Raw genomic sequence first — 26,034 nt, 5'->3', positions numbered from 1 at the left:
GGCGAATACCGTACCGGGGCGCGCGCCCGGCCGCAGACGTGGATCCCCGCTCAGGGCACGATTACGGGTGAACGGAACGCAAACATTCGCGAGTCAGATCCTTCAGCGCCGGGTAGCCGTCGACCGCCATGATCAGGTCCGCTTCCGCCAGCAGAGTGCGCAGGACGTGCACGATTCCGTCCACGCCGCCGAGCGCCAGACCGTAGGCGTAGGGCCGGCCCACCCCGACCGCGGTGGCGCCCAGTGCGAGCGCCTTGACGACATCCGCGCCACTGCGGATTCCGGAATCGAACAGCACCGGCAGACCCTCGGCCGCGGCGACGACCTCGGGCAACACGTCCAGCGCGGGCAGTCCGCCATTGGCTTGGCGCCCACCGTGATTCGAGCAGTAGATGCCGTCCACGCCGCCGTCGCGGGCCCGGCGCACATCGTCGGGATGGCAGATTCCCTTGACAATCAAGGGCAGATCGGTGAGCGAGCGCAGCCAGGCCAGATTCTCCCAGCGCAGCGGGTTGCCGAACAGTTGCACCCACCGCAGCACCGCGCTCATCGGATCCTCCTCCGGTGAGCGCTGCAGACCGGAGAGGAAGACCGGATCGGTGAAATAGTTGGCGAGGCAGTGCCCACGCAGCTGCGGGAAGTTACCGGTGGACAGATCGCGCGGCCGCCAGCCCGTGATCCAGGTGTCGAGGGTGACGACGATGCCCTTGTAACCGGCCTGCTCCGCGCGGTGCACCAGGCTCGCCGCGAGATCGCGGTCGGTGGGGGTGTAGAGCTGGAAAAAGCCTGGGGTGTCACCGAATTCGGCGGCGACATCCTCGAGCGGATCGACGGTGAGGGTCGAGGCGACCATCGGCACGCCGGTGCGGGCGGCGGCGCGGGCGGTCGCGAGATCGCCGTGGCCGTCCTGGGCGCAGAGGCCGATCACGCCCACCGGGGCCATGAAAAGCGGTGTGGGAAGCGTCATTCCGAACAGGTCGACCGACAGGTCGCGCTCCTTCGCGCCGACGAACATGCGGGGGATGAGCCCCCAGTGGTCGAACGCGGCGACATTGGCGCGCTGGGTGCGTTCGTCGCCCGCGCCGCCGGCCACATACGACCAGATCGAGGGCGGCATGGCCGCCTGCGCGCGCTGTTCGAGTTCGGCGAACGCGACCGGGTACTCCGGTACGACACCGCGCAGACCCTGGAAGTAGATCTCGTTCTGGAAGTCGCCGAACCCCATGTGCGCTGCCCTTCTGTGCCGTCGGTTCGCCGGCGAGTATGCGCGCTCGACGGCGAATGCGGGCTTCACTGTATGCGTAACCGGCGGTACCGCGCCACGATCTCGCCTCGCCCGGGGCGGCGCCGAGGTTCGCCCCTGCGACACCGACGCGACCCGTGGTCGTCGGTGTGGGGCGCGACGTCCGAGCCGGTGGCGCGGACGTGCGGTGCGATAGCCGGGGCGGCGTGCGCTCGGCGCCGCTCGCACGGCACAATGGTGCGCGACGAGTCGGTCGGGCGACCGCGTCGACGGGAACGGGCACGGCTGTGCCGCTGCCCGTCGCCGAGGAAAGTCCGGACTCCACAGAGCAGGGCGGTTGTTAACGGCAACCCGGGGTGACCCGCGGGACAGTGCCACAGAAAACAGACCGCCGGCGGTCTCTCCGGAGGTCCGCCGGTAAGGGTGAAACGGTGCGGTAAGAGCGCACCAGCGCCCCGGGTGACCGGGGCGGCTCGGTAAACCCCGCCCGGAGCAAGGTCGAAGGTCGCACTCTCGCGAGTGCGGCTGCGCAGGTGCCCGAGGGCTGCTCGCCCGAGCCTGCGGGTTGGCTGCTCGAGGTGCCCGGTGACGGTGCACCCAGATGGATGGTCGCCTCCCGGTGCGAACCGGGAACAGGATCCGGCTTACAGACCGACTCGTCCCCTCCGGGGTTCCGGACGTGGGATCCTGGCCGCGTGGATGCGACGCCTCGACAGATCATCGTCACCGGTCATCTCCGGGTGGATCCGGCCGATCGCGACCGGTATCTGGCGACCTGTGTCGAGGTGGTGAATGCGGCTCGGCGGACCCCCGGATGTCTCGATTTCGCGTTGTCGGCCGATCTGGTCGACGCCGGTCGCATCAACATTCTGGAGCGGTGGAGCGGCCGTGCGGAGCTGGACGCGTTCCGCGGCGCGGGTGTTTCCGGCGAGCAAGGCGCGATGATCCGCGAAGCGCAGGTCACCGAGTTCACTGTCGGCGACGAAACCCTCCCGCGCTGACCGGCCTTCCCGGCTAGCGCGCGCAGCCCTCGCCGTTGTCCGGATGTTCGTTCGGATTCGGATACGGCCCGTTGCGCAGGGTTTCGTGCAAGGCGTCCGAGATCGCCGCCAGATTGGCGCCGGTGCGCTGGAAGGCCCGGGCGAGAGGCGAACTCGGGTGACGCAGCGACGCGAGGACGAGATGTTCGGTGTCGAGGGCGGTGTGGCCGGCCTCGCGCGCGATCCCGGCGGCTTCGTCGAGTGCGCGTCGCAGGCCGGGGGCGTGCGGTAGCGGTTCCGCAGTCATGCATCCATGATCACCCGTGCCGGGCACTTCAGCGCATATTTCGCGACTATTCGGCAACCGGCGGTTCGGACGCCGACCGGTCGGCGTCGGACCCGCGTCTACGGGTGCAGCGGTGTACGCCGTGGGCGCAGGATGCGGTGGGTGATCTTCCAGCCGGCGCCGATGCGCTGGATGGTGTCCTCGTAGGTGACACTGCCGACCGTGCCGTCGGTCAGGACGCCGAACCCCTTGGACAGGGCGCGGACGGTGCCGTCGGCGACCTCGTTGACGACGATATTGGTGACGTGGTGGGCGACGGGGTTGTTCTCGCCCAGTGCGAGCGCGGCGTCTCGGCAAGCGGAGATGCCGACCAGGACGCCGCCGCCCATGGCGGTGACGTCGTAGACGATGTCCTCGGCGAACAGTGCGGGCCAGCCGTCGAAATCGCCGTTGTCGGTCAGGTGGCCGTGCAGGTTGATCAGGTCGGTGATCGCGAAGCGGTCGTCCGCGGACAGCATGTCGGGTCCTCCGGCGGTCGGGAAGTGATCAGCGGAAACCGGTGTCGGCGGCCCAGGGTTCGAGCTCGTCCAGATCGGCGAGGCGCTGGGTCAGGGTGGCGCGGATGCCGGCGAATGCCTCGGGGCCGAGCGGCAGCCGCAACGGCGGTTCGTCCATGGCCACCGCGCGCAGAACGGCCTCGGCGGCCCGGGCCGGATCGCCGGGCTGGGCGCCGTTCTGAGCCTCGAAGCGCTCGCGTTCCTCGGCGAAGATCGGTGTGTATTCGGGCATCGGTTCGGCCCACTGGATGGACCGGCCGGCGAAGTCGGTGCGGAACGGTCCCGGCTCCACGATGGTGACCTTGATGCCGAACGGCGCAACCTCGTACGACAAACCTTCCGACAGCCCTTCGACCGCGAATTTGCTGAGTGCGTAAGGCGTTCCGCCGAGGCGGGCACGCACACCGCCGACCGAGGACAGCTGCACGATATGCCCGCTGCGCTGGGCCCGCATGAGCGGCAGTACCGCCCTGGTGACCGAAATCAGGCCCCAGACATTGGTTTCCATCAGTGTGCGCAGTTGTTCGTCGTCGCATTCCTCGAGCGCGCCGCGCAGTCCGTACCCGGCGTTGTTGACCAGAACGTCGATGCGGCCGAACCGGACTCGCGCCTCCTCGACCGCCGCGGTGATCGACGCCGGATCGGTGACGTCCAGCTGTGCGACGAGGACCCGCTCCGGATCGCGATCTCGAAGGTCGGCAAGGGATTCGGGTGTGCGCGCGGTGGCGACCACACTGCCGCCCTCGGCCAGCACCGCCTCCGCGATCGCACGGCCGAAGCCGCTGCTGGTGCCGGTGATGAACCAGACGTGATCGGTGGTCATGGTGGAGGCCTCCTGTGTCGGATCGTCGTCGAAGCCGGGCCTTGCGACCGCATGCGGTGCCCGCGGCGGGCCGCCGGCACCGGGTGCGGTCGCGCGGTGATCAGCCGGCGGGGTTGATCACCAGGATCTGGGCCCAGTAGGCCGCCTGCTCGGGACCGACGAGAGGCAGCAGGTAGTCGAAGACGATGGACGACATGCGGTGTGGAACTCCTTGTACTCGAGGAACTATTACTCGACGACTCTCGCCGCGCGGCGCACTCTCGTTACTGCACGGACCCCCGAATCCGTGGGTACGCCGTGGCCTGTCACCATCGGCAACAGTAACAGCGCGCTCCGACAGTCGCAGGCCCAGCGGAAAACGGACTCGACCGGGGGATTCGGTGTGCGGTAGCGTGATCTGGACGTAGGTCCGAGTAGTTCGAGTTATGACTGTTCGCTCTGAATGGCGTGCTATTTCCTTCCGGAATGATCCGGTTCGACGGCCGGTGCGGGCCGTGCTCGAGCCGATTCGTCGACCCCCGTTGCACACGTGAAGACCGCATTGCCGCCGTCGCGGCGGGAGCGCGAAATCGCAGGCACCGACGGTTCGCGCGGTCCAGGCTGCGGTTGCGGCCCGGTCGGACGGGCGGGCGCACTCTCGGCAAATGCGGGCGAATCGGCTGGTCCCGGCGTGTCCCGTGCGACGAACCGCCCCGGAGTGGCCGGAACCGTGATGGACGTCATAAAGTGTTGGCCGTTGGAAGTGTCGCTGCCGGGGGTGGCAGTGGCTAACGGGTGCTACGAGTGTCGGAAAGCAGGTTCTGTATATATGCGAGTAGTTCGCAAGTTGGCGGCCGGTGCATTGATCGCCGCAGCTGCGTCGGGTGTTGCGGTGCTGGGCGCGGGATCGGCGTCTGCGGTCGCGGTCACTCCGCTGCCGGGCGGCGTCCAGGTGGACCTCAGCCCGGGTGACACCCAGTGGGTCCACCAGTCCCACGTCGGCCAGACGATCGCGGTGCTGCCGCACCCGTCGGCGGCCTCGTTCGGCCAGGCTCTCGATGCCGCGGCGACCCTGTCGTCGCAGTACCCCGACGGCCGCGTCGTCTTCACCGTGTACGGTCCGTTCGATCAGCTGAACGGCACCATGCTGGCGCTCAAGTAAGGTTCAGCGCCCCGCGTGGAACTGCATCCCAGGATCGTCTCGGCACCGGTGGACTTCGGTGTCGTGCGATCCGAATTCGGACTCGCCTCGGAATATCCATCCGAGGCGGTCTCGGAGGCCCGCGACGCAGCCGATGCGTTCGCGGGCGTCCGGGCCGATCGCACCGACATCCCGTTCGTGACGATCGACCCACCCGGCGCCATGGATCTCGACCAGGCGCTGCATCTCGAACGCACCCCGACCGGATTCCTGCTGCACTACGCCATCGCCGATGTGGGCGCGGTGGTCGCGCCCGACGGCGCGCTCGCGCGGGAATCCCTCGCGAGGGGCCAAAGCTTCTATCTCCCCGACGGCACCGTGCCCCTGCATCCGCCGGTGCTCTCGGAAGGGTCGGCCAGTCTGCTGCCCGGCGCGGTTCGTCCCGTCGCCCTGTGGACCATCGACTGTGACGACAAGGCCGAACCGCAACGCTTCTCGGTGCAACGCGCCCTGGTTCGTTCCCGCGCCCGCCTCGACTACCCCGGCGTCCAGGCCGACGCCGACGCCGGCCGCCTGCATCCCTCGATCGCCGCACTGCCGGAATTCGGCCGCCTGCGCATCGAGGCCGGCCTGGCCCGCGGCGCGATCGAACTGCGGCTGCCCGCGCAATCGGTGATCCCCGACGGGCGCGACCACGACACCGAACACTGGCAATTGGCGGTCGAACCGCGCACCGCCGCCGACGACTGGAACGAACAGGTCTCCCTGCTCACCGGCATCTGTGCTGCTCGAATCATGTTGGCGGACAACGGCTCCGACCCCCGCATCGGACTACTGCGCACCATGCCTGCGCCACCCGCCTCCGCGATCGCGTCCATGCGCCGCACCGCCGCCGCGCTCGGCGTGCGCTGGCCGGCCGGAATGCCGGTGGGCCGGATGCTGGCCGGATTGGATCCCAACACCCCCGCCGCGCTGGTGCTCAACTCCGAGGCGACCAGCCTGCTGCGCGGCGCGTCCTACACCGTGCTCGACGGCGAAACGCCGGATGTGGTGCAGCACAGCGGCATCGGCGCGGCCTACGCCCATGTGACGGCGCCGCTGCGCCGCCTCGCCGACCGGTACGCCACCGAAATCTGCCTGGCTCGCTGCGCCGGCACCCCGGTACCGCACTGGGTTCGCGACGGACTCGGCGCCGCCGCGGACACGATGCGGCGCAGCGACGCGGTCGGCGGCAAACTCGAACGCGCGTGCATCGACCTCACCGAATCCACCGTTCTCGCACCACGTCTGGGCGACATCTTCGAGGCCGTGGTCATCCGCGAGGGCAACGGCAACCGATCCGCCGAAATCTTCGTCGCCGACCCGCCGGTCCTCGCCAAATGCGCCGGATCGCCGCCGGAGGGGCAACGAGTGCGGGTGCGCCTGGACATCGCGGACCCTGATAAACGCGTAGTGGGCTTCACCTTTCCGGCGGACGCGCGCGAGGGCTCCGATCAGGACAGGTAGTCGTAGTTCAGGAATTCGATGAGGGACGGGTACTGGGTGAGGGCGGTGCGGGCGGCTTCCACTTCGGCGGCGCACAGCAATTCGTAGGGGGCGGTATCGGCGCCGTGGCCGCGCACGACCTCGGCGCGGGCGGTGATGGTGGCCAGCGCCTCGATGGCGTCGCGGTGGTCGCCCAGGACGCCCTGCACCTTCTTCGCGCGGCGGGCCAGGTCCTCGGCGGGGCCGTCGAGGATATCGGTGGCGGCTTCGGCGCTGTAGCGTAAACGCTTGGCGGCCTTGCGGATATCGTGCAGCGCCTCCACGCGGTCGGGCTCCTCGACGTCTCGTTCCGCGTCGACGCGGGCTTTCAGCCGGCGCAGGTCCGCGCGCACGGCCGCGGTGAACACACGGTCGGCGTCGCGGCGGGCGCGCTTGCGGCGCAACGGCGGATCGGTGCGCAGGCCGACCACCCGCGCCCGCAGCAGCGCATAGCGCTCACCGTCGAGTTCGCGCAGCACGGTGCGATGGGCGGCGGTGTAGGCCGCGCGTTCCGCGCTCACCAGCCGCCGCCCGAGATGGCGTTGCACATCGGGGTATTCGTCCAGCAGCGCGGCGAACCGGTCGGCGCGCACCTCGGCGTCGCGGGCGATGCCGAGCAGGCCCGCCAGCCAGCGCAATTCGTCGCGGATCGCGTCTATCTCGTCGCGGTGGAACACTTTCCGATACGACCGCAGCACCGACCGCAACCGGCGGGTGGCGACCCGCATCTGATGTACCGAATCCGATTCGTCGGCGCGGACCTTCGGTTCCGCGGCCAGCAGCCGGTCCACGTCCTCGCCGAGGGCGGCGACGACGGCGGGGCCGGCTGCCCCGCTCATCGCCGATCCCGGAATTCGTCGGTCGCCTCGATCAGATGATGGGTGGTGCCGGGTTCGGCCGCGGCATGGCCGGCATCGGCCACCAGATGCAGTCGTGAACCGGGCCAGGCACGATGCAGATCCCAGGCGCTGACCGCCGGGCAGACGACATCGTGGCGGCCCTGCACGATCACCACCGGAATATGTGCGATCCGGTCGATATCGCGCAGCAACTGGCCCTCTTCCAGGAATCCGCCGTGCACGAAGTAGTGGTTCTCGATGCGGGCGAAGGCCAGTGCGAAGCGCGGTTCGGCGGATTCGGCGACCCGTTCCGGTTGCGGCAGCAGCGAACTCGTCGCGCCCTCCCAACTGGACCACGCCACCGCGGCGGCCGTCGCCATCTCGTCGTCGGGGGAGTGCAGCAGCCGGTGATAGGCCGCCACCAGATCCCCGTCGCGCTCGGCCTCCGGGATCGGCGCCAGATACTTCTCCCACTCGTCGGGGTAGACGAATCCGGCGGCGCCGTTGTAGTACCAGTCGATTTCCTTGCGCCGCAACAGGAAAACGCCCCGCAGCACCATCTCCGTCACACGCTCGGGGTGGGTCTGCGCGTAGGCCAGCGCCAGTGTCGAACCCCAGGACCCGCCGAAAACCTGCCAGCGCTCGATACCCAGATGGGTGCGCAGCCGCTCGATATCGGCGACCAGATGCCAGGTGGTGTTGACCTCCAGGCTCGCCCCGTCGGCCACGTGCGGCGTCGAACGCCCGCACCCGCGCTGATCGAACAGCACGATCCGGTAGGCGGCGGGATCGAAGAACTGCCGGTGCGTCGAATTGGTGCCACCACCCGGGCCGCCGTGCAGGAACACCACCGGCTTGCCCTCGGGGTTGCCCGACTCCTCCCAGTAGAGGTGCTGCCCGTCGCCGACGTCGAGCATGCCCTCACGGTAGGGCTCCAGCGGCGGGTACAGGGTGCGCATCAGAAGGCGATCCCGGAGGCGAGATCGGGCAGCTCCAGCGCCTGCAGCGCCTGAGTACGAGTATCCGAGCAAGTCTTGGTGGTGATCCGGTCCACCACCGCCTTGTCGCCGAGTACCGCGAGGTTGATGCCGCCGTTCTCCGCGGCCCACTGATGCACCGTGATGTTGAGCGCCACCTTCCCCAGCGTCGGGCCCTGCACCCGCCAATCCGACAGCTGCGGGGAGATGGCGTCGCACAGCTTCTGCGCGACCGGGTCGGGAACCTGCACGGGACTGGTCTGTCCCGGTTTGGCGGTGACGCCGGCCGAACCGCTGGGACGCGCGGCCGTCGACGTCGCCGAGGCGCCGGATTTCTCGGGCCCGGCCGAACCCGTGCTTGCGCCACCACATCCGGCGACCAGCGCGACGGCCAGCGCCGCACCGACGGCGAGCGCTCCGCGAGTCATCCAACGGCTCTGCGACATCAGTTCCCTTTGTTCGATTCGGAGTTCATCCGACGTTCCTGCTGTGGACCTACGAGTCTGCCACCTCGCCGCGGGTGGCCGGGTGGCTCAGGCGAAGTTCGCGCGCAGCTGGTCCAGCATCTCGGTGACGAAGGGCGCGAACCGTTCGGCCGGCCGGCCCGGTGCGGTGTCGATGGTCAGCCACGAATGCAGGGTGGTCAGGGGCGCGAGGCGTTCGGCCAGCTCGATCTCGCGGTCGGTGACGGTGGCCAGTTCACGCCAGGCGTCGAAATAGGCCGCTCGCTGCGGGTCCCGGAACGTGCGCACGGACAGGAAGGGATGGGTGAGCAGTGCATCGCCCCAGTCGAACACCGCGGCGGTGGTGCGGAAGACGTGGCCCGGATACAGGTCGTTGTGTTCCACGCTCAGCCGGTCGTACTGCGCGAGTTCCGCGGCGGTCGACTCGATCGCGTACTCCAGTCCCGGCGCGCGATCGGCGAAATGGCGGTAGACCTCGATCAGGCGGGCCGGTGGCAGGTGCGGAGTTCCGGTGTCGCGCAACGACTCCGCGTGCGTGCACAGGGTGTGCTGCATGGCGGCATAGGAGCGCAGCACCGACTCCCAGCCCGGCGGCCGCGGCGGCGGCGCATCGGTGCCGTCGAGGGCGAACTGCCGGTCGAGCGGTCCGGTTCGCATGGTCTCGCCACCGTCGGGTCCCAGGAACCACCCGTTCTCACGGTGTACCGCAAGGGGTTTCGGCACCGAACCCGGTACGAGCCGATCCAGCGCCTCCAGCAGCGGGCCCTCGTGGGCGAACGCGCGCGCACTCGCCTTCGCCCAGACGGCTCCGCCGTCGATGTCGATGCGCGCGAGCAGCGTCCAGTCCCGGCGTCGCATCTCCTGCGCGCCGGTCACGGTCAGTCCCAGGTTCCCGAGTTCCGCGGTGGCCCAGTCGATCAGCGGTTGCAGTGCTTGATCGGCCACCGATACAGGCGCGTTCACCGGGACAACCTAACCCGCTCGCCGATCGTCGGTGCGGCCGGCCGAAGCCGGTCTCGCACAGTCGATCACAGCGTCAGGTACTCGCCCAGCTCCCACGGCGTGACCTGGGCGCGGTAGGTGGCCCACTCGTGGCGCTTGTTGCGCAGGAAGAAGTCGAACACGTGCTCGCCCAGCGTTTCGGCGACCAGCTCCGACCGTTCCATCGCCCGCAGCGCCTCGTCCAGGGTCGAGGGCAGCTCGCGGAAGCCCATCGCGCGACGTTCCGCGGTGGTCAGCGACCACACGTCGTCCTCGGCCTCGGGCGGCAGCGTGTACCCCTTCTCGATACCGCGCAGGCCCGCGGCCAGCAGCACCGCGAAGGCCAGGTACGGATTGCAGGCCGAATCCGGGCTGCGGATCTCGACTCGCCGTGAGGACTGCTTGTTCGGCGTGTACATCGGAACGCGGACCAGCGCAGAACGATTCGACCGGCCCCAGGACGCGGCGGTCGGCGCCTCGCCGCCGTGGATCAGGCGCTTGTAGGAGTTCACCCACTGGTTGGTGACGGCGCTGATCTCGTTGGCGTGTTCGAGAATGCCGGCGATGAACGCGCGGGCGGTCTCGGACAGGTTGTTCGGGTCGTCGGGATCGGCGAAGGCGTTGTGCTCACCCTCGAACAGGCTCATGTGGGTGTGCATGGCCGAACCCGGGTGGTCGGAGAAGGGTTTGGGCATGAACGAGGCCCGCACGCCCTCGTCGATGGCGACCTCTTTGATGAGGTAGCGGAAGGTCATCACGTTGTCGGCCATCGACAGCGCGTCGGCGTAGCGCAGGTCGATCTCCTGCTGGCCGGGTGCGCCCTCGTGGTGGCTGAACTCCACCGAGATGCCCATCGATTCGAGCGCGTCGATGGCGTGGCGGCGGAAGTTCGGCGCCTCGTCGTGCACGGCCTGGTCGAAGAACCCGCCGTTGTCGGCGGGCACCGGGCGGCCGTCCTTGAGTGCCGAACGGATCAGGAAGAATTCGATCTCCGGATGCACGTAGCAGCTGAAGCCCAGGTCACCGGCCTTGTTCAGCTGCCGGCGCAGCACGTGGCGCGGATCGGCCCACGACGGCGATCCGTCGGGCATCGCGATATCGCAGAACATGCGCGCCGAATGCTGATGGCCCTTGCTGGTGGACCAGGGCAGTACCTGGAACGTCGACGGATCGGGCTTGGCGACCATATCGGCCTCCGACACCCGGGCGAAGCCCTCGATCGCCGAGCCGTCGAATCCGATGCCCTCCTCGAAGGCGCCTTCCAGCTCCGCGGGGGCGATCGCCACCGACTTCAGATATCCCAGGACGTCGGTGAACCAGAGTCGCACGAAGCGGATGTCCCGCTCCTCGAGCGTCCGCAGCACGAATTCCTTCTGGCGATCCATACGCGCGAGCGTAGGCACCCGCGGTTAAATCCGTGTTACATCGTGCAACAACCGCCGGTCCGCATGTGTGGCGTCAGCCGCAGGTGAGCCCTTCCGGCGGTGTCTTCAGATCCGTGAGGTAGGCGAATACGGCATCGTCGACGCACGGCACACCGCCGGAGAGGAACGCGGTGTGCCGGGTTCCCTTGTTGGTGATCAGTGCCGCGCCCAGCTGATGGGCCAGATCGACACCGGCCTGATACGGCGTGGCCGGATCCGCGGTCGTGGAGATGACCACGGTCTTGGGCAGGCCGGGTGCGGAAATGTTGTGCGGGGAGCCGCTGTTGGGCACGGGCCAGAACGCGCACATCTCGAGCGGCGCCTGCCCGGTGGCGTGGCCGTCGTCGAGGAACGGGGCAACCTTGCGGTATTCGGCGTCCTGCTTATCGGTTTCGGCGCGGTCCTTGATGGCCGGATCGTCGACGCAGTGGATGGCGAGGAACGCGTCCTGTGAATTGTCGTAGCTGCCGTCCTTGCTGCGGCCGTCGTAGATATCGGCGAGCTGCAACAGGATGTCGCCCTTGCCCTTGGCAAGCTGAGCCAGGCCCGCGCTCAGCACATTCCAGCTGTCCTCGGCGTAGAGGGTGTTCTGCACACCGGTGACGGCGTCGCTGTAGGTGAGGCCCCGGCCGTCGCGGGTCTCGGCCGGGTGGTCCCAGAGCGGGTTGACCAGAGCGTGGAAGCGGGCCACCGCCTGGCTCGCGTCCTGGCCGAGCGGGCAGTCCGGTTTGCTCGTACAGTCGGCGGCGTAGGCGTCGAACGCCTTCTGGAATCCGGCGGCCTGCTGCACCGATTCCTTCTCCGGATCGGCGTCCGGATCGAGAGCGCCGTCGAGCACCATGGCCCGCACCTTGTCCGGGAACTTCTCGGCGTAGGTGTAGCCGAGCCGGGTGCCGTAGGAGTAGCCGACGTAGTTCAGCTTGTCGTCGCCGAGCACTCCCCGGATGATGTCCATGTCTTGCACGACCTCGCGGGTGCCGACGTGGGCGAGGAGCTCGTTGCCGGTCTTCTCGGTGCAGTGCGCCGCGAAATCCTTGTTCTCCTGCTCGGCGGCCGCGATGCCGGCGGGGGTGTAGTCCTTGGGCGGTTCGGCGCGTTGCGCATCCCACTGCTGCCCGGTCAGGCATTCGATCAGTGGCGTGGACGCGCCGACGCCGCGCGGATCGAAACCGATCCGGTCGAACCGCTGCGCGAGCGGGGTGTCCTGGCCCTGCGCGGCCATCCACAGTCCGGCCTGGCCGGGACCGCCCGGGTTGAACAGCAGCGATCCGATGCGTTGCCCGGTCGCCTTGATCCGGGAGACCGCGATCTGCGCGGTCGCGCCCTCGGGCTTGTCGTAATCGATCGGCACCGAGATGTGCGTGCATTCGGTGCCCTGCGGGAATCGAGTCGAGGAATCGCCGAATCCGTCACAGCTACCCCACGACGGAACCTGGGTGTAGTACTTCTGCAGCGCGGCCGGACTCGGTGCGGACGGCGGGGCGACGGGGTGATTCTTCGACGTCGACGAGCAGGCGGCGGCCACACACATCAGGGCCACCGCGGCTGCGACGCGACCGGATCGCGACAAGGACATGCGCGCCATCCTTCCATCTCCGCCTGTGTTCCTCGGCGGTGTCCGCGGCGGCCTCGTGGTGACACAGGTTGCCTCCTCCGGCCACGTCGCTCCCACCGCTGTGACAAATCCCATCCTGGGCACGCCTTAAAAGCGGCCGTGCCGCGGTGGCAGACTGGACGGGTCATAGCAACCCGGGGACCCGGTCGGGCCTCGAGGACAGACGAAAGGGACGATGATGTCCGCTGCTCAGGACAATCCTGCTTCCGAAACCACCGCTTACGGCGCCGCACCGACAACTTCCCGGCGGAAGACGCGAGTACAGCACCTGCAGCAATGGAAATCCGCGGGCGAGAAGTGGGCGATGCTGACCGCCTACGACTACTCCACCGCGAGGCTGTTCGAAGAGGCCGGCATCCCCGTGCTGCTGGTCGGCGATTCGGCGGCCAACGTGGTCTACGGCTACGACACCACCGTGCCGATCACGATCGAGGAACTGCTGCCACTGGTCCGTGGCGTGGTCCGCGGGGCGCCGCACGCCCTGGTGGTGGCCGACCTGCCGTTCGGCAGCTACGAGGGTTCGCCCGAACAGGCGCTGGCCAGCGCCACCCGCTTCATGAAGGAGGGCGGTGCGCACGCGGTGAAACTCGAAGGCGGAGAACGCGTTTCCGAGCACATCGCCCGGCTCACCGTCTCCGGTATCCCCGTGGTGGCGCATATCGGCTTCACCCCGCAGAGCGTGAACACCCTCGGCGGCTACCGCGTGCAGGGCCGCGGCGACGGGGCCGAACAGCTGATCGCCGACGCCATCGCGGTGCAGGAGGCCGGCGCCGTGGCCGTGGTGATGGAGATGGTGCCCGCCGAACTGGCCGGTCAGGTCACCAACAAGCTGACCATCCCGACCGTCGGCATCGGCGCCGGCAGCGACTGCGACGCCCAGGTCCTGGTCTGGCAGGACATGGCCGGCTACACCAGCGGCAAGACGGCCAAGTTCGTCAAGCGCTTCGGCCGCGTGGGTGACGAATTGCGCAGCGCCGCGGCGGAATACGCGCGCGAGGTGGCGCAGGGGACCTATCCGGGCCCGGAACACAGCTTCTGAGGATCGGGTCGACCGCGGGCTGCGTGCGCGTGGCCTGCGGTCGACCCACTTCACCGCGCGGTTGCCGCGGCCGCACTGCGGTGGGCGGATCGACGGCGAGGAATCGTGCCTCGGCGAACGTCTGCCGAGCACTCCCGCCACCGCCGCGAGCAGGCAACTTCCGCATGCTCGGCCGTAACGGTAATTTGAGAGAATGGTCCGGCCACCGACTGCACGTCCCGCAGTGCCCGGTGCCGGTCGGCTGGGATTGCTGGAGCCGACGGCAGCCGCGTCGTTACGAGAGCTCGCCTGGGACAATGTCGACAGTGTTTCGTTGCTGTGGGCGTTGTCGCGGTCGCCGGACGCCGATCTGGCGCTGCTGACCCTGGTCCGCCTGCGCGAGGCGCTCGGGTCCGATTGGGCCGCACTGGATTCCGCGGTGCGCACCGATCTGTCGTTGCGTGGCAGACTGTTCGCGCTGATCGGCTCGTCGAGCGCGTTCGCCGATCATCTGGTCGCGGATCCGGCGAGCTGGCAGCTGCTGCGGCGGGAACTGCCGAGCACGCGGGAGATCCTCGACGATCTGCTCGACGTGGTCGGCGCCACGCCCGAGACGGGGCCGAACGCCGCCCCGATGCTCTATCGGGCCGCCCATGCCGGACCCGACGCGATCGCCTTGCTGCGCAAGCGATATCGCGATCAACTGATGGTGCTGGCCGCCCACGATCTGGCCGCCACCGTCGAGAACGAGCCGGTGCTGCCGTATCAGCAGGTCGGCAACCATCTCACCGATCTCGCCGATGCCGCACTCACCGCCGCGCTCTCGGTGGCGGTGGCGCGGATCTGCCCCGACGAGCCGGTTCCGGTCCGGCTGGCGGTGGTCGCGATGGGCAAATGCGGTGCGCGCGAACTCAATTACGTCTCGGATGTGGATGTGGTGTTCGTCGCCGAACCCGCCGACACCACCGCGACCCGGCTGGCCGCGGAGATGATGGGCATCGCCGGCAGCGCGTTCTTCGACGTCGATGCCGCGTTGCGCCCGGAAGGCAAGGCCGGCGCGCTGGTGCGCACCCTGGATTCGCACATCACCTACTACAAGCGCTGGGCGCGCACCTGGGAATTCCAGGCGCTGCTGAAGAACCGCCCCGCCACCGGCGATCTGGAACTCGGCAGGCGGTACGGCGAGGCGCTGATGCCGATGGTGTGGAGCGCCTCGGAACGACCGGATTTCGTCTCCGACGTGCAGGCGATGCGGCGCCGGGTCGAGAGCCTGGTGCCCGAGGACATGCGCGAGCGCGAACTGAAGCTCGGCCACGGCAGCCTGCGCGACGTCGAATTCGCGGTGCAACTGCTGCAGTTGGTGCACGGTAAGGCCGATGAATCGCTGCACGTCCCGGGTACGGTCGAGGCGCTGACCGCGCTGGCCACGCGCGGCTATGTGGGCCGCGACGATGCCGCCAACCTCACCGCCTCCTACGAATTCCTGCGCCTGCTCGAGCATCGCCTGCAACTGCAGCGGCTCAAGCGCACGCACACCCTGCCCGCACCCGACGACGAGGAGGGGATGCGCTGGCTCGCCCGCGCCGCGCATATGCGTCCCGACGGCCGCCAGGACGCGGTCGGGGTGCTGCGCAGCGAGATCAAGCGCAACACGCTGCGGGTGCGCCGGCTGCACGCGAAGCTGTTCTACCGCCCGCTGCTGGAATCGGTGGCCCGCCTCGACGCCGCCGCGTTGCGGCTGAGTCCGCAGGCCGCGGTCCGTCAGCTCGCCGCCCTCGGCTACGCCGCCCCGGAGAACGCCCTCGGCCATCTCAAGGCACTCACCGGCGAGGTGGGGCGCAAGGGTCGCATCCAGGCGCTGCTGTTGCCGACCCTGCTCGAATGGCTCGGTGACACACCGAATCCCGATGCCGGGTTGCTGGCCTATCGGCGGGTGTCGGAGGGCCTCGACGACCAGATCTGGTTCCTGCGCGAACTGCGCGACGAGGGCGCGATCGCGCAGCGGCTGATGATCGTGCTCGGCTCCTCGGCCTATCTGCCGGATCTGCTGATCAACGCGCCCGAGACCATCCGGATGTTCGCCGACGGACCCGACGGGCCGCTGCTGCTGAGCCCGAAGGCCGAGGACGTGCGTGCCAGCATCCTGGCCGGTGCCGCCCGCTACGACGAGCCCCGGCGCGCCGTCGCCACCGCCCGCTCGCTACGCCGCCACGAGCTGGCCCGCATCGCCTCCGCCGATGTGCTCGGCATGCTGGAGGTGCCGCGGGTGTGCCGGGCGCTGTCTTGGGTGTGGGTCGCGGTGCTCGAGGCGTCGCTGCAGGCGGTGATCCGGGCCTGGGAGGCCGAACACGCCGCGCCCGCGCCCGCGGATTTCGCGGTGATCGGCATGGGGCGGCTCGGCGGGATGGAACTGGGCTACGGATCCGACGCCGACGTGCTGTTCGTCTGCGATCCGCGTCCCGGCGCGGACGAGACGGTCGCGGTGAAGTGGGCGATCGGCGTGGCCGAACAGGTGCAGCGGCTCCTCGGCGCGCCCAGTACCGATCCGCCGCTGCAGGTCGACGCCGGGCTGCGGCCGGAGGGCCGCAACGGTGCGCTGGTCCGCACCCTGGCCGCGTATCGCGCCTACTACCAGCAGTGGGCGCAGCCGTGGGAAGTGCAGGCGCTGCTGCGCGCGCATCAGGTCGCCGGCAATGAGGAGCTGGGTCTGCGGTTCCTGCATTCCATCGATCCGGTCCGCTATCCCAAGGGCGGTGTCTCCGAGGACGCCGTGCGCGAGATCCGGCGGATCAAGGCGCGGGTCGACTCCGAGCGCCTGCCACGCGGTGCGAATCCGGCCACGCACACCAAACTGGGCCGCGGTGGTCTCGCCGATATCGAGTGGACCGTGCAACTGCTGCAACTGCAGCACGCGCACGAGTGTCCCGATCTGCACAACACCTCCACTCTCGAATGCCTCGCGGTGATCGAGCGCGAGAAATTGCTCGACGCCCTCGATGTGCAGCTGCTGCGCGATGCCTGGCTCACCGCGACCAAGGCCCGCAACGCGCTGGTGCTGGTGCGCGGCAAACCCGCCGACCAGCTGCCCGGGCCCGGGCCGTTGCTCTCGGCCGTGGCCAGGGTCGCGGGCTGGCCGACCGACGACGGCAGCGAATTCCTCGACCACTACATGCGCGTCACACGGCGGGCGAAGACGGTCGTCGAGCGCGTCTTCGGCGGGTGAGCGGGGCGTAGATCCGTCGCGGCCGGGTAGGCGACGGATGACACCGATGCGTGATCGCGGCGGTTGCCGTGGTCGCGGGACTCACCGGGGGTGATGGGCGACGTTTTCGTGGACCGGCGATGAATTCCCGCGATACCTGCGGATCTGCGGGCCGAAAACGTGTTGCGGGGAACAGACCGTGCGCGATATCGGTTGGTACGGAGTGTGGTGTGCCGTCGTCACTGTGCGAGGGGCCCCGCAGAGCCGGAACGAGCGTTCCGCATACTGTATCCGTACGCGACCATTCGGGAGGACCACCATGGTGAGGATGTTCGTGGACGTGCGGTACGCCCACCTGCTCGACGGCACACGCGATGCGCTGTGTGAGCGGAGACCGTGATGGCTGAACTCAATTCGGCCGTCACCGGTTACCGCACCTATCGGCACGCCGCCCTGAATCCGACCCGCGCCGTGCGGGTTCCGTTGATCGCGGTGCTGTTGCTGGTCGGGGTGGTGCTGCTCTACGCGGCCGACCGTGCCTCCCGCGAAGGTGTCAATCGCGGCTGGTTCGTGGCGGTGTCGCTGTCGGGCCTGTTCGTGGCGCGCGGTCTGCATCTGCGGCGGCCGATCACACTGCCGCACTTCACCGTCGCGGTGATCGTGCTCGGGGTCTCCAACATCGCCTACCGCAGCGACCACGGCACGGTCGGCTTCGTCTGCCTCGCCTCGACCGGCCTGATCCTGATGTTGCCGCAGGCATCGCGCCCGCAACCGGATCAGCAGCATCGCATCGCCGCACTGGTCGACCGCACGGTCGAGGATCCGCTGGCCCCGTTCGCCCTGCACTCGGCGAAATCCTATTTCTTCAGCGCGGATTCGAACGCCGCGATCGGATATCGCGCCCGCTTCGGCATCGCGGTCGTCGCGGGCGACCCGGTCGGCAGCTGCGCCGAATTCGGCCGGCTCATCGCCGAGTTCTCCGAATTCGCCTCCGCCCGCGGCTGGCGGATCGCGGTGCTGGGCGCCAGCCCCGCGGTCACCGAACTGTGGCGCACCCGCGCGGCCGATCACCATGGCCTGCATGCCATTCCGATCGGTCGCGACGTGGTGGTCGAGGTCGACTCCTTCGATATGGTCGGCCGCAAATTCCGCAACCTGCGCCAGGCGGTGAGCCGCACCCGCAACTTCGGCGTCAAGACCGAGGTGATCCCCGAACGCGAACTCGACCGCGAGATGCGCGACACGCTGCTGGGCATCGTCGACGAGTGGGGGAGCGGTCATCAGACCCGCGGCTTCTCGATGATCCTGGACCATCTGCTCGACGGCCGGAATCCGGGCATGCTCGTGGTGATCGCCCGCGACGGTGAGGGCCGGGTCGCCGGATTCCAGCGCTACGGGTCCTCCAATCACGGCAGCGAACTGAGCCTCGATGTGCCGTGGCGGCGCAAGGACGCCCCGAACGGCTTGGACGAGCGGATGATCGTCGACCTCGTCGACTACGGCCGCGACAACGACGTGCACCGCATCTCGCTGGCGTTCGCGGCGTTCCCCGAACTGTTCGCCGACAAGGAAAGGTCGCGCTCCAAACAGGCCATCTATGTGCTGGCCCGCACGCTGGACCCGTTGATCCGGCTGGAATCGCTGTATCGGTTCCTGCGCAAGTTCAACTCCTTCGGCAATCAGCGCTTCGTTCTCATCCGCTGGCGTGAGATCGTCTTCACCGCACTCGCGCTGCTGACCCTGGAATTCGTTCCGCACCGCAAACACGGCTGAGCTGCGATCACGCCAGATTGCCCTCGTAGCACAGGCCGGTTCCGCGCCAGGTCGGTTGCGGGGCAACGGTTCCGCGATCGAAGCGCCACGCGCTGACCGGTTCGGCGGCCTTCCAGAACAACCGGCCGTCGTGGCCGCGCACCACCTGATAGACGTCGTCGGTGCCCTCGATCAGTTGGTTGCCGACGCAGTAGTCGTTGTAGGCGGTGCCGGGTTGGCGTGCGCCCAAACTGAAGTGGGCGGCGGGGTCGCCGGCCGAACCGGGGTTGGCGACGGTATCGGGCCGGTCCGACGTCGCGCCGGCCGACCACATCGGAGTACCGCGGCCGTCGACGCCGCAGGTGTAGCCGCGTCCACCTGCGACGACCGTGGCGCCGGCGGGGTGGGTGGTTCCGGCCCACAGGCAGCCGGTGGCGGGTCGGTCGGCCGATCGCCTGGATTCGGCTTCGGCGGGCGCCGCGGTGAAGCCGAGACCCGCGGCGGTGAGCGCCGCCAGGGCGGGAAGGGTGAACGATGCGCGGGGGTGCCGGGGCATGGTATCGGCCTCTCTGCTCGCCGTTGAGCATCTACTATCTACGTAGGTAAATAGTAGTTGAACGAACGGTGTGCGCGCCATGTCGTGGTCGTCACCGTGCGCCATCCGTGCCGATATCGAGATATACGTTGCGCATTCGCGCGGGCGCCCGATTACGATGTGAGCGCTCGGGGAGACGGGGGGACCGCTGTGCGGAATCCGGATCGTCGTCGGTCCGGGCGTGGACAGTGGTATTCGGGGAGGATGCGAGATGAAATACGACAGGCGGCTGCGGCTGGCCGCGACGGCCGCGCTGCTGGCGCTCGGTGCGGTATCGGCCGGATGCGGCACCGATGCGAAAACGACTGTGGCACATGATGTTGCCGCGACGAACGAGAATCCGTGGGCGCTGAGCGGCGCCGCGCCCAATGCCTCGGGGCCCAGCGGTCCGCGACCGGGCGTGCCCGACGCGCCGCTGCATGCCGACAACGGCGACGGCGGCGAGATGGACCGGCTGGCACTCAACACGCTGTCGGATCTGCAGGACTACTGGGGTGGCGAATACGGCAAGAACTTCCCGGGCACCTTCAAGCCGGTCGACCACTTCATTTCCTGGGATGCCAACGCGCCCAAGGAGCAATCGGTCACCTTCTGCCGCTCCAGCACCTACCACGTGGTGAACGCGGCCTACTGCAAGATCGACAAGACCGTCGGCTGGGACCGCGGCAAACTGTTACCGCTGATCTCGGACAAGTACGGGAAGATGGCCGTGGTGATGGTGCTCGCGCACGAGTACGGCCACTCACTGCAGGATCAGGCCCGGCTCAACGGATTCTTCACGCCCGGAATCGTGCTCGAACAGCAGGCCGACTGCTTCGCCGGGGTGTTCCTGCGACATGTGGCCGAGGGCGGTTCGGCGCATTTCACGCTGAACATGACCGACGGGCTCAACGGTGTTCTGGGTGCGGCGGTCGCCGTGCGCGACCGCGACCCCGACAATCCGAAGAATGTGCACGGGTCGGCGTTCGAGCGCGTGACGGCGGTGCAGATCGGCTGGTCCGACGGTGCGGCCGGATGTAAGAGCATCACCAAGAAGGAGATTCAGGAGCGCCGCGGCGGTCTTCCGACGACCTTCGAACCGGGCGACGAGGAGAACCAGATGGGTGTCGACGTCGACGGTCTCACTGCCGTCGCCGCCGCGCTCGGGCGGATTTATCCGCTCCAGCACCCGCCGGCCTTCGACTACTCCGGCATCGTGAAACTGTGCCTGAAAAACCAAGCGGTGGAACCGGTTTCGTACTGCCCGTGGATGAACCGGATCGGAACCGATGTGCCGGAGCTGGCCAAACGCGCCGGCGCCCAACCCGGTGACGACGAACCGCTGTCGGCGGTCGTGGACGGCAACTACAACGCCTACGTGGTCTTCATTTCCCGCTATGCGCTCGCGGTGGAGAACGAGCGGCATCTGTCACTGTCGGGCCCGGAGACCGCCGGTCTGCGGACGGCCTGTCTGTCCGGGGTGATCACCACCAAGCTCAGCGACCCGGTCAGCGATCCCCGCTTGACCGCCGGTGATCTGGACGCGGCGGTATCCGGCCTGCTCGCCGACGGACTGGCCGCCAGCGATACCGACGGCAAGGTCGTGCCCAGCGGTTATCAGCGACTCGACGCCTACCGCACCGGCGTGCTCGACGGCGAAGCCGCCTGTCTGAACAACTACAAGTGAGGCCGATGGGCGACCGGACATCCGGTCGCCCATCTCGCACGTTCGCTCAGACAGCGCCGGTGGGGAGGGTGCGCAGGGAGCTGAGCGTGGTCGCGACCGCGCGGGCGGCCTCGGCGCCCTTGGTGTGGAAGTGCTTGGTGAAGTAGTCCACGTGCTCGCTGTGCTCGTGGAAGTGATGCGGGGTCAGCACCACGGAGAACACCGGGACGTCGGTCTCGAGCTGTACCCGCATGAGCCCGTCGACCACGGCCGAGGCGACGAAATCGTGCCGGTAGATGCCTCCGTCGACGACCAGCGCCGCGGCCACCACCGCCGCGTACCGGCCGGTGCGGGCCAGTCGCTGCGCGTGCAGCGGGATCTCGAACGCGCCGGGCACGTCGAACACCTCGACGGCATCCGCCGAATACCCCAGATCGCCGTACTCGGCCAGGAAACCCTCGTGGGCCTGGGTGACGATGGACTGGTGCCAGTTGGCCCGGATGAATGCGATGCGTCCCTGGTCGGTATTGCTCATCCTCGGATGCTACTGCGCGCCGGTGTGCTCCTCCAACCAGCGCACCAGGTCGCCGAGTACCTTCTCACGCTCGGGTTCGTTGAATATCTCGTGGTAGAGGCCCGGATAACGCAGCACCGTGAGATCGGTCGCGGTGGCTCCGGCCTCGATCCGATCGGCGCCCACCGGGGCGGCCAGGGCATCGTCGCCGCCGTGCAGCACCAGCGTCGGCACCCGCAGCGCGTCGAGGTGGCCCAGCACGAAGTCCGCGCCGCGCAGAATTTCGGTCGCCGTGCGGGCCGGCAGTTTGCCGCGGTAGACCAGCGGATCCTGATCGTAGGCGCGCACCACCTCCGGATCGCGGCTGATCTGCGCCGAATCCAGTTGCAGCACACCCAGATTCGGTGCCCAGCGGCTCAGGGCCGGGGCGAGCAGCCGCTGCACCGGGTTACCGGCCTCGATCACCACCGGCGGCGCCGATACGGCGATCCCCGCGACGTCCAGCGGCGCTCGTGTCGCCAGATACAGCGTGATCAGGCTGCCCATGCTGTGGGCGAGGACGAACCGGGGCAGGCCCGGATGCTTCGCGCTCACGATATCGAGCATGGTGTTCACATTGTCGGCGGCCGCGTCGAGCGATTCGATATTCGACCGCCCGCCGCCGGAGCGGCCGTGCCCGATGTGGTCGAAGGCGTAGACCGCGAAATCGCTGTCGGCCAATCGTTTTCCCACATGGTCGTAGCGCCCGGAGTGTTCGGCGACGCCGTGCACCAGCACCACGACGGCTCGCGCCCGGTCGGGCAGCCAGGCCCGCCAGAAGACCTGTCCGCCGTGGGCGTCGAATTCGCCGGTATCGCCTGTTGTCATCGCTGCCTCCGTCTGCGCCGTCGCTGCGCCGCCATTGTCGCGCACGGCGGGCCGCAGCGTCGCGCATCGGCCCGCCGCGCCGTGATCGGCGGTCAGCCCAGGTCGTAGTCGAACCAGATCCGGTGGGTGCCGTCGGCGTCGACCGCCAGTCCGCCGGTCCCGGTGATCTCGCTCAGCTCCCCGGTGCCGCTGCTGGGCACGATGGTGAAGAATTCCGCACTGCGGTCCGCACCCGCGGTGGTCGCCGAATGGGCGAAGTTGAACGTGCCGGCCAAACCGTTGAGCGAACCTTCGAACGACTCCATCGCCACATAGGTGCCCCGGCCCGACAGCTGGTCGAACGCGGCGGTGAACAACGTGGCCGAGCGTCCGACCGCCTCACCCTCGAAATGCTTTTCCAGCCGGGCGATTCCGACCGGCGTCGCGGTGGGGATGTCCGGATCGGGAAGGACGTCCGTGGCGACGAAGGATTTGACGGTGAACGTTGCTGTAGCTCGCACCCGCTGAGCGTAGCGGCGAACACCGACATTCCCGGCATCAGCCGCCGGCGCTGGTGTAGTGCGCGAGGACGCGGCGGTTGAATTCGATCAGCCGCGCGTAGTTGGCCCGGGAGAGCCGTTCGTCGGTGCCGTGGATGCGCTCCAGATCCGCCGCGTCGACCACGATCGGAGCGAAGTTGCATCGGGTGGTGGCCAGCCCGTCGTAGTGGCGGGAGTCGGTGGCGCCGGGCACGATGCCCGTGGTGACCACCGCGTCGGGCACCACGGCCCGGGTGATGTCGGCGATCACGTCGAAGGCCGGTCCGGGGCCGGTGATCCGCGAGGGTTCGGAGGCCGTGCCGAGCACCTCGATCGCGACGCGCGGGTCGGCGACCACGCGGCGGCAGTGATCGAGCACATCGGACACCGAATCACCGGGCAGGATACGGAAATTCACCAGCGCCTCGGCGCGCTGCGGCAGTACGTTCGCCTTCACCCCGCCGCGGATCACGGTCGGTGCGGTGGTGGTGCGGACCAGGGCCTCGGTCTGCGGCCGCGCCGCCATCATGCGGGTGCTCAGCCGGCCCGCGATCGGTGCGAGGCGCAGGGCGGACCGGCGTGGTTCGGCCATGGCGGGCCGCATCCGGGCCAGCATGTCGGCGATCACCGGCGTCATGCGCAGCGGCATCGGATGGTCCTGGATCCGCGCGACCGCCCGCGCGATCCGGCCCACGGCGGTTTCGCGGCCGGGCATCGAGGAGTGGCCGCCGGTGTCGGTGGTGCGCAGTTGTACGGTGGCCCAGCCTTTTTCGCCGATCATGATGGAGGCGACGGGTGCGGTGGCGCCGTCGGCGACGCCCTGGGTGATCACCCCGCCCTCGTCGAGCAGCAGGTCGGCGCGCACCTCGAGCTCGCGCAGCCGGGCCGCCATCCGGGTGGCGCCGGCGCGGCCGAAGATCTCCTCGTCGTGGCCGAAGGCGAAATAGACGGTGCGGCGCGGACGGCGGCCCTCGGCGACCAGCGATTCGGCCGCCTCCAGGATCGCCAGCACCCGGCTCTTGTCATCGATCGCGCCACGGCCCCAGATGAATTCGTCGTCGACCACACCGGCGAACGGCGGATGGGTCCAGCGTTGCTCGTCGTCGACCGGAACCACATCCTGGTGGGCGAGCAGCACGGCCGCCGTCCCGGGTTCGGTTCCCGGCCAGCGATACAACCGGCTGTGGCCGAATCGCTCCAGTTCCAGGTGTTCGTGCACCAGGGGGAATTCGTTGTCGAGAAGGCTTGCGAGCCGGTCGAATTCGACCTCGTCGGCATCGGCGTCGTCACGCGAGACGGTGACGCAGCGCAGGGCGGCCGCGAGCCGCTGCGCGGTCGCGTCGTCGACGGTGGTCGTGGTCGTACCGGTCGCTGTCATCGATCTCCTCGTCGTTGCGGGAAGTCCACGGTCACACCGGAATCGCGCAGGATCTCCGGCGCGATCGTGGTCACCCGGCGGGCGCGCCATTTGCCCAGCGCCTCACTGCTGCCGCCGGTCAGATCGAAATTCCGGATGCCGGTGAGCAACGGCAGCTCGACGGTGCCGGAACGCACGCTCACCCGCGCATTCGCCGGGGGGTGCGCCCACACGGAGTCGACCACATCGGTGATCCGCACGCCGATCCGGTGTCCGGCCGGCACGGTCCAGTCCTGGGCCAGCAGCCGGATGGTCGCGGTCTCGGCGACCTGGGCGATGCCGCGGGTGATCACGGTGCTGAAGCCGTCGGGCGCCACATCGTAGAGTTCCGCGGCGACCGTGGCGTTCGGCGGGCCGCTCAATGCCAGGGTGGCGGTGGGGATTCCGGACAGATGCTGATCGGCGGGCAATGGCTGCGACAGCGACCAGTACTCGCGATCCGGCCCGGGGAGCAGGCCGCGATCGGTGTACTCGCCGGGTCGGACCGGCATCGCCACCCGTGCGGAATCGGCGGGCGGCCACGCCTTTTCGCCGCGCCAGCGGCCGTCGAAGCTGCCGACCGTCACCCGCGGGCCCGGAACGGTGACGTCGCGCCGGGCCACGTACTTGTCGAAGAATGCGAGCAGCTCACTGTCGAATTGCGGTGTGCCGCAGCCCTCGTGGCAGTTCTGGTGACCCCATTGGCCGAACCAGCCCTTGTCCTCGGGCAGATCGTGGTTGTTCCAGACGTCGAAGACCCGGTAGGCGCGGGTGTTGTAGTCGAGGAAGCCCTGGCCCAGGAACAGCGGAATCCTGCTGCCGCGCACGCGATCGGTGAGATCGCGGTCGCGCCAGAACTGCGTGCCGCCGTCGTGGTCGGTGATACCGGCCAGATACGGCTGTGCGCATTCGATCGGCAACCGCGCGGCGTTGGCCTTGTACTCCGGGGAATCGGAGGGATGCGCGGGGGTGGAGGAGATCAGCAGATGTTCGAATCCCGCCATATCGCCGGGGCGAATTCCGTCCTCGGTCACCGGTTTTCCGGAGAACTTCCACGCGATGCCCTGCATGTACAGATAGCTGTAGGGATCGACATCGGGTTCGAACGCGGCCACCGCGGCCAGCCCCTTCGGGTTGGTGGCCAGGCCCATGATGCCGGTCCACGCCTCGTAGGAGGTGCCGGTCAGACCCACTCGGCCGGTCGACCACGGTTGTGCCGCAGCCCATTCCACGGCGGTACGGACATCGCTCTGCTCGCCGGGACCGCCGAAGTCGGGGCAGCCGCTGGACCCGCCGAATCCGCGCAGATCCACGATCACATAGGTGTAGCCGGCATCGAGAAACAGTTCCGGATACAGATCGCGCAGCGACGGCCCGCCCTCCGGATAGATCTCGGTGAGAAACGCCAGGTGATTGCGGTAGGGGCTCACCGTCATGACGACGGGGGTGCGCACGTCGTCGGCCATGCCCGCGGGTCGCAGGATATCCGCGTGCAACCGCACGCCGTCGGGGGTGGTCAGGAACTCCTGGCGCCACTGATACGCCGGGGCCGGTGCGGCGGTCGCGGTGACCGGCGCGGCCGCGGCGATCAGGAGGACCAGCCCGCACAGCACACGCGTGAGCACGCGCCGGGCGCGTGGCGATGAATTCTCGAGCACCATAGGACTATCGAGTCTGCACCGCCACCCGTCCAG

General features: G+C 68.8%; 23 protein-coding genes and 1 other RNA gene. 8 read left to right on the top strand and 16 right to left on the bottom strand.

The features are described from left to right. Nucleotides 1–61: 61 nt before the first annotated feature. Complete coding sequence (locus C8258_RS18125; RefSeq protein WP_106956196.1) at nucleotides 62–1,225, bottom strand: lactate 2-monooxygenase; 1,164 nt, start codon at nucleotides 1,223–1,225, stop codon at nucleotides 62–64. A gap of 263 nt (nucleotides 1,226–1,488) precedes the next feature. On the opposite strand from C8258_RS18125, the gene rnpB reads away from it, so the two are divergent. Continuing rightward, nucleotides 1,489–1,906, top strand: an RNA gene (gene rnpB, locus C8258_RS18120) — RNase P RNA component class A. A gap of 32 nt (nucleotides 1,907–1,938) precedes the next feature. After that, nucleotides 1,939–2,244, top strand: a complete 306-nt coding sequence (locus C8258_RS18115; protein WP_233225168.1) for a putative quinol monooxygenase — start codon at nucleotides 1,939–1,941, stop codon at nucleotides 2,242–2,244. Nucleotides 2,245–2,257: 13 nt separating this feature from the next. Here the strand turns inward: C8258_RS18115 and C8258_RS18110 are convergent, their stop codons facing one another. The 3 genes from C8258_RS18110 to C8258_RS18100 form a co-directional block, all read right to left on the bottom strand. Next, nucleotides 2,258–2,530, bottom strand: coding sequence for a Clp protease N-terminal domain-containing protein (locus tag C8258_RS18110; protein WP_146161259.1), 273 nt, complete (start codon nucleotides 2,528–2,530; stop codon nucleotides 2,258–2,260). A 98-nt stretch (nucleotides 2,531–2,628) separates the two neighbouring features. Beyond that, nucleotides 2,629–3,027, bottom strand: a complete 399-nt coding sequence (locus tag C8258_RS18105) for a nuclear transport factor 2 family protein (RefSeq protein ID WP_106956194.1) — start codon at nucleotides 3,025–3,027, stop codon at nucleotides 2,629–2,631. Nucleotides 3,028–3,055: 28 nt separating this feature from the next. Beyond that, nucleotides 3,056–3,889 (bottom strand): oxidoreductase, encoded by an 834-nt coding sequence (locus C8258_RS18100; RefSeq protein WP_106956193.1) that lies wholly within the window; start codon nucleotides 3,887–3,889, stop codon nucleotides 3,056–3,058. A gap of 808 nt (nucleotides 3,890–4,697) precedes the next feature. On the opposite strand from C8258_RS18100, the gene C8258_RS18095 reads away from it, so the two are divergent. Continuing rightward, nucleotides 4,698–5,030, top strand: coding sequence for a hypothetical protein (locus tag C8258_RS18095; RefSeq protein ID WP_036499952.1), 333 nt, complete (start codon nucleotides 4,698–4,700; stop codon nucleotides 5,028–5,030). 15 nt (nucleotides 5,031–5,045) lie between these two features. Then, nucleotides 5,046–6,515, top strand: a complete 1,470-nt coding sequence (locus C8258_RS18090; RefSeq protein ID WP_106956192.1) for an RNB domain-containing ribonuclease — start codon at nucleotides 5,046–5,048, stop codon at nucleotides 6,513–6,515. Here the strand turns inward: C8258_RS18090 and C8258_RS18085 are convergent. From C8258_RS18085 to C8258_RS18060, 6 genes are all read right to left on the bottom strand, one after another. Further along, nucleotides 6,503–7,372: a CHAD domain-containing protein gene (locus C8258_RS18085; protein ID WP_106956191.1), complete on the bottom strand. Its 870-nt coding sequence runs from the start codon at nucleotides 7,370–7,372 to the stop codon at nucleotides 6,503–6,505. The two genes, C8258_RS18090 and C8258_RS18085, sit on opposite strands and share 13 nt — an antisense overlap. Continuing rightward, nucleotides 7,369–8,331 (bottom strand): prolyl aminopeptidase, encoded by a 963-nt coding sequence (gene pip, locus C8258_RS18080; protein WP_106956190.1) that lies wholly within the window; start codon nucleotides 8,329–8,331, stop codon nucleotides 7,369–7,371. Before pip ends, C8258_RS18085 begins: the two co-directional genes overlap by 4 nt. After that, nucleotides 8,331–8,777: a hypothetical protein gene (locus C8258_RS33235; RefSeq protein WP_232329310.1), complete on the bottom strand. Its 447-nt coding sequence runs from the start codon at nucleotides 8,775–8,777 to the stop codon at nucleotides 8,331–8,333. The genes pip and C8258_RS33235 overlap by 1 nt, the downstream gene beginning before the upstream one ends. A 105-nt stretch (nucleotides 8,778–8,882) precedes the next feature. Then, nucleotides 8,883–9,776 carry a hypothetical protein gene (locus C8258_RS18070; RefSeq protein WP_106956189.1) on the bottom strand — a complete coding sequence of 298 codons (894 nt, stop codon included), beginning with the start codon at nucleotides 9,774–9,776 and terminating at the stop codon, nucleotides 8,883–8,885. A 65-nt stretch (nucleotides 9,777–9,841) separates the two neighbouring features. Beyond that, on the bottom strand, nucleotides 9,842–11,179 hold the full coding sequence (glnA, locus tag C8258_RS18065) for a type I glutamate--ammonia ligase (protein WP_030515350.1): 1,338 nt from the start codon (nucleotides 11,177–11,179) through the stop codon (nucleotides 9,842–9,844). Between the two features lie 73 nt (nucleotides 11,180–11,252). Then, complete coding sequence (locus C8258_RS18060) at nucleotides 11,253–12,803, bottom strand: alpha/beta hydrolase (protein ID WP_106956188.1); 1,551 nt, start codon at nucleotides 12,801–12,803, stop codon at nucleotides 11,253–11,255. 205 nt (nucleotides 12,804–13,008) lie between these two features. Here C8258_RS18060 and panB point away from each other — a divergent pair, with 205 nt between their 5' ends. The 3 genes from panB (at nucleotide 13,009) to C8258_RS18045 (ending at nucleotide 18,826) form a co-directional block, all read left to right on the top strand. Beyond that, nucleotides 13,009–13,872, top strand: a complete 864-nt coding sequence (panB, locus tag C8258_RS18055; RefSeq protein ID WP_106956187.1) for a 3-methyl-2-oxobutanoate hydroxymethyltransferase — start codon at nucleotides 13,009–13,011, stop codon at nucleotides 13,870–13,872. A gap of 193 nt (nucleotides 13,873–14,065) precedes the next feature. Beyond that, on the top strand, nucleotides 14,066–17,074 hold the full coding sequence (locus tag C8258_RS18050) for a bifunctional [glutamine synthetase] adenylyltransferase/[glutamine synthetase]-adenylyl-L-tyrosine phosphorylase (protein WP_106956186.1): 3,009 nt from the start codon (nucleotides 14,066–14,068) through the stop codon (nucleotides 17,072–17,074). 378 nt (nucleotides 17,075–17,452) lie between these two features. After that, on the top strand, nucleotides 17,453–18,826 hold the full coding sequence (locus C8258_RS18045) for a bifunctional lysylphosphatidylglycerol flippase/synthetase MprF (RefSeq protein WP_106956298.1): 1,374 nt from the start codon (nucleotides 17,453–17,455) through the stop codon (nucleotides 18,824–18,826). A gap of 7 nt (nucleotides 18,827–18,833) precedes the next feature. On the opposite strand, the gene C8258_RS18040 is transcribed toward C8258_RS18045, so the two are convergent. After that, entirely contained in the window at nucleotides 18,834–19,361 is a 528-nt protein-coding gene (locus C8258_RS18040) for a hypothetical protein (protein WP_106956185.1), read from the bottom strand. A gap of 250 nt (nucleotides 19,362–19,611) precedes the next feature. Between C8258_RS18040 and C8258_RS18035 the strand changes: the two genes are divergently transcribed. After that, nucleotides 19,612–21,066: a metallopeptidase gene (locus tag C8258_RS18035; RefSeq protein ID WP_106956184.1), complete on the top strand. Its 1,455-nt coding sequence runs from the start codon at nucleotides 19,612–19,614 to the stop codon at nucleotides 21,064–21,066. A 46-nt stretch (nucleotides 21,067–21,112) separates the two neighbouring features. On the opposite strand, the gene C8258_RS18030 is transcribed toward C8258_RS18035, so the two are convergent. The 5 genes from C8258_RS18030 to C8258_RS18010 all read right to left on the bottom strand — a co-directional run bounded on the left by C8258_RS18030 (nucleotide 21,113) and on the right by C8258_RS18010 (nucleotide 25,998). Continuing rightward, nucleotides 21,113–21,580, bottom strand: coding sequence for a 6,7-dimethyl-8-ribityllumazine synthase (locus C8258_RS18030; protein WP_036500001.1), 468 nt, complete (start codon nucleotides 21,578–21,580; stop codon nucleotides 21,113–21,115). Between the two features lie 9 nt (nucleotides 21,581–21,589). Then, nucleotides 21,590–22,426 carry an alpha/beta hydrolase gene (locus tag C8258_RS18025; RefSeq protein WP_106956297.1) on the bottom strand — a complete coding sequence of 279 codons (837 nt, stop codon included), beginning with the start codon at nucleotides 22,424–22,426 and terminating at the stop codon, nucleotides 21,590–21,592. A gap of 92 nt (nucleotides 22,427–22,518) precedes the next feature. Then, a complete protein-coding gene (locus C8258_RS18020; RefSeq protein WP_036500003.1) occupies nucleotides 22,519–22,926 on the bottom strand; it encodes a DUF3224 domain-containing protein in 408 nt (135 codons plus the stop codon). A 37-nt stretch (nucleotides 22,927–22,963) separates the two neighbouring features. Further along, nucleotides 22,964–24,322 carry a M20/M25/M40 family metallo-hydrolase gene (locus C8258_RS18015; RefSeq protein WP_106956183.1) on the bottom strand — a complete coding sequence of 453 codons (1,359 nt, stop codon included), beginning with the start codon at nucleotides 24,320–24,322 and terminating at the stop codon, nucleotides 22,964–22,966. Further along, on the bottom strand, nucleotides 24,319–25,998 hold the full coding sequence (locus tag C8258_RS18010) for a CocE/NonD family hydrolase (RefSeq protein WP_233225166.1): 1,680 nt from the start codon (nucleotides 25,996–25,998) through the stop codon (nucleotides 24,319–24,321). Before C8258_RS18010 ends, C8258_RS18015 begins: the two co-directional genes overlap by 4 nt. Nucleotides 25,999–26,034: the final 36 nt, after the last annotated feature.

Origin of the sequence: Nocardia sp. MDA0666 (assembly GCF_003023875.1) — a bacterium.
GTDB classification, from domain to species: Bacteria; Actinomycetota; Actinomycetes; order Mycobacteriales; family Mycobacteriaceae; genus Nocardia; species Nocardia aobensis.
The sequence above is the reverse complement of the archived record's forward strand: the minus strand, read 5'-3'. Positions and strand labels throughout refer to the sequence as shown.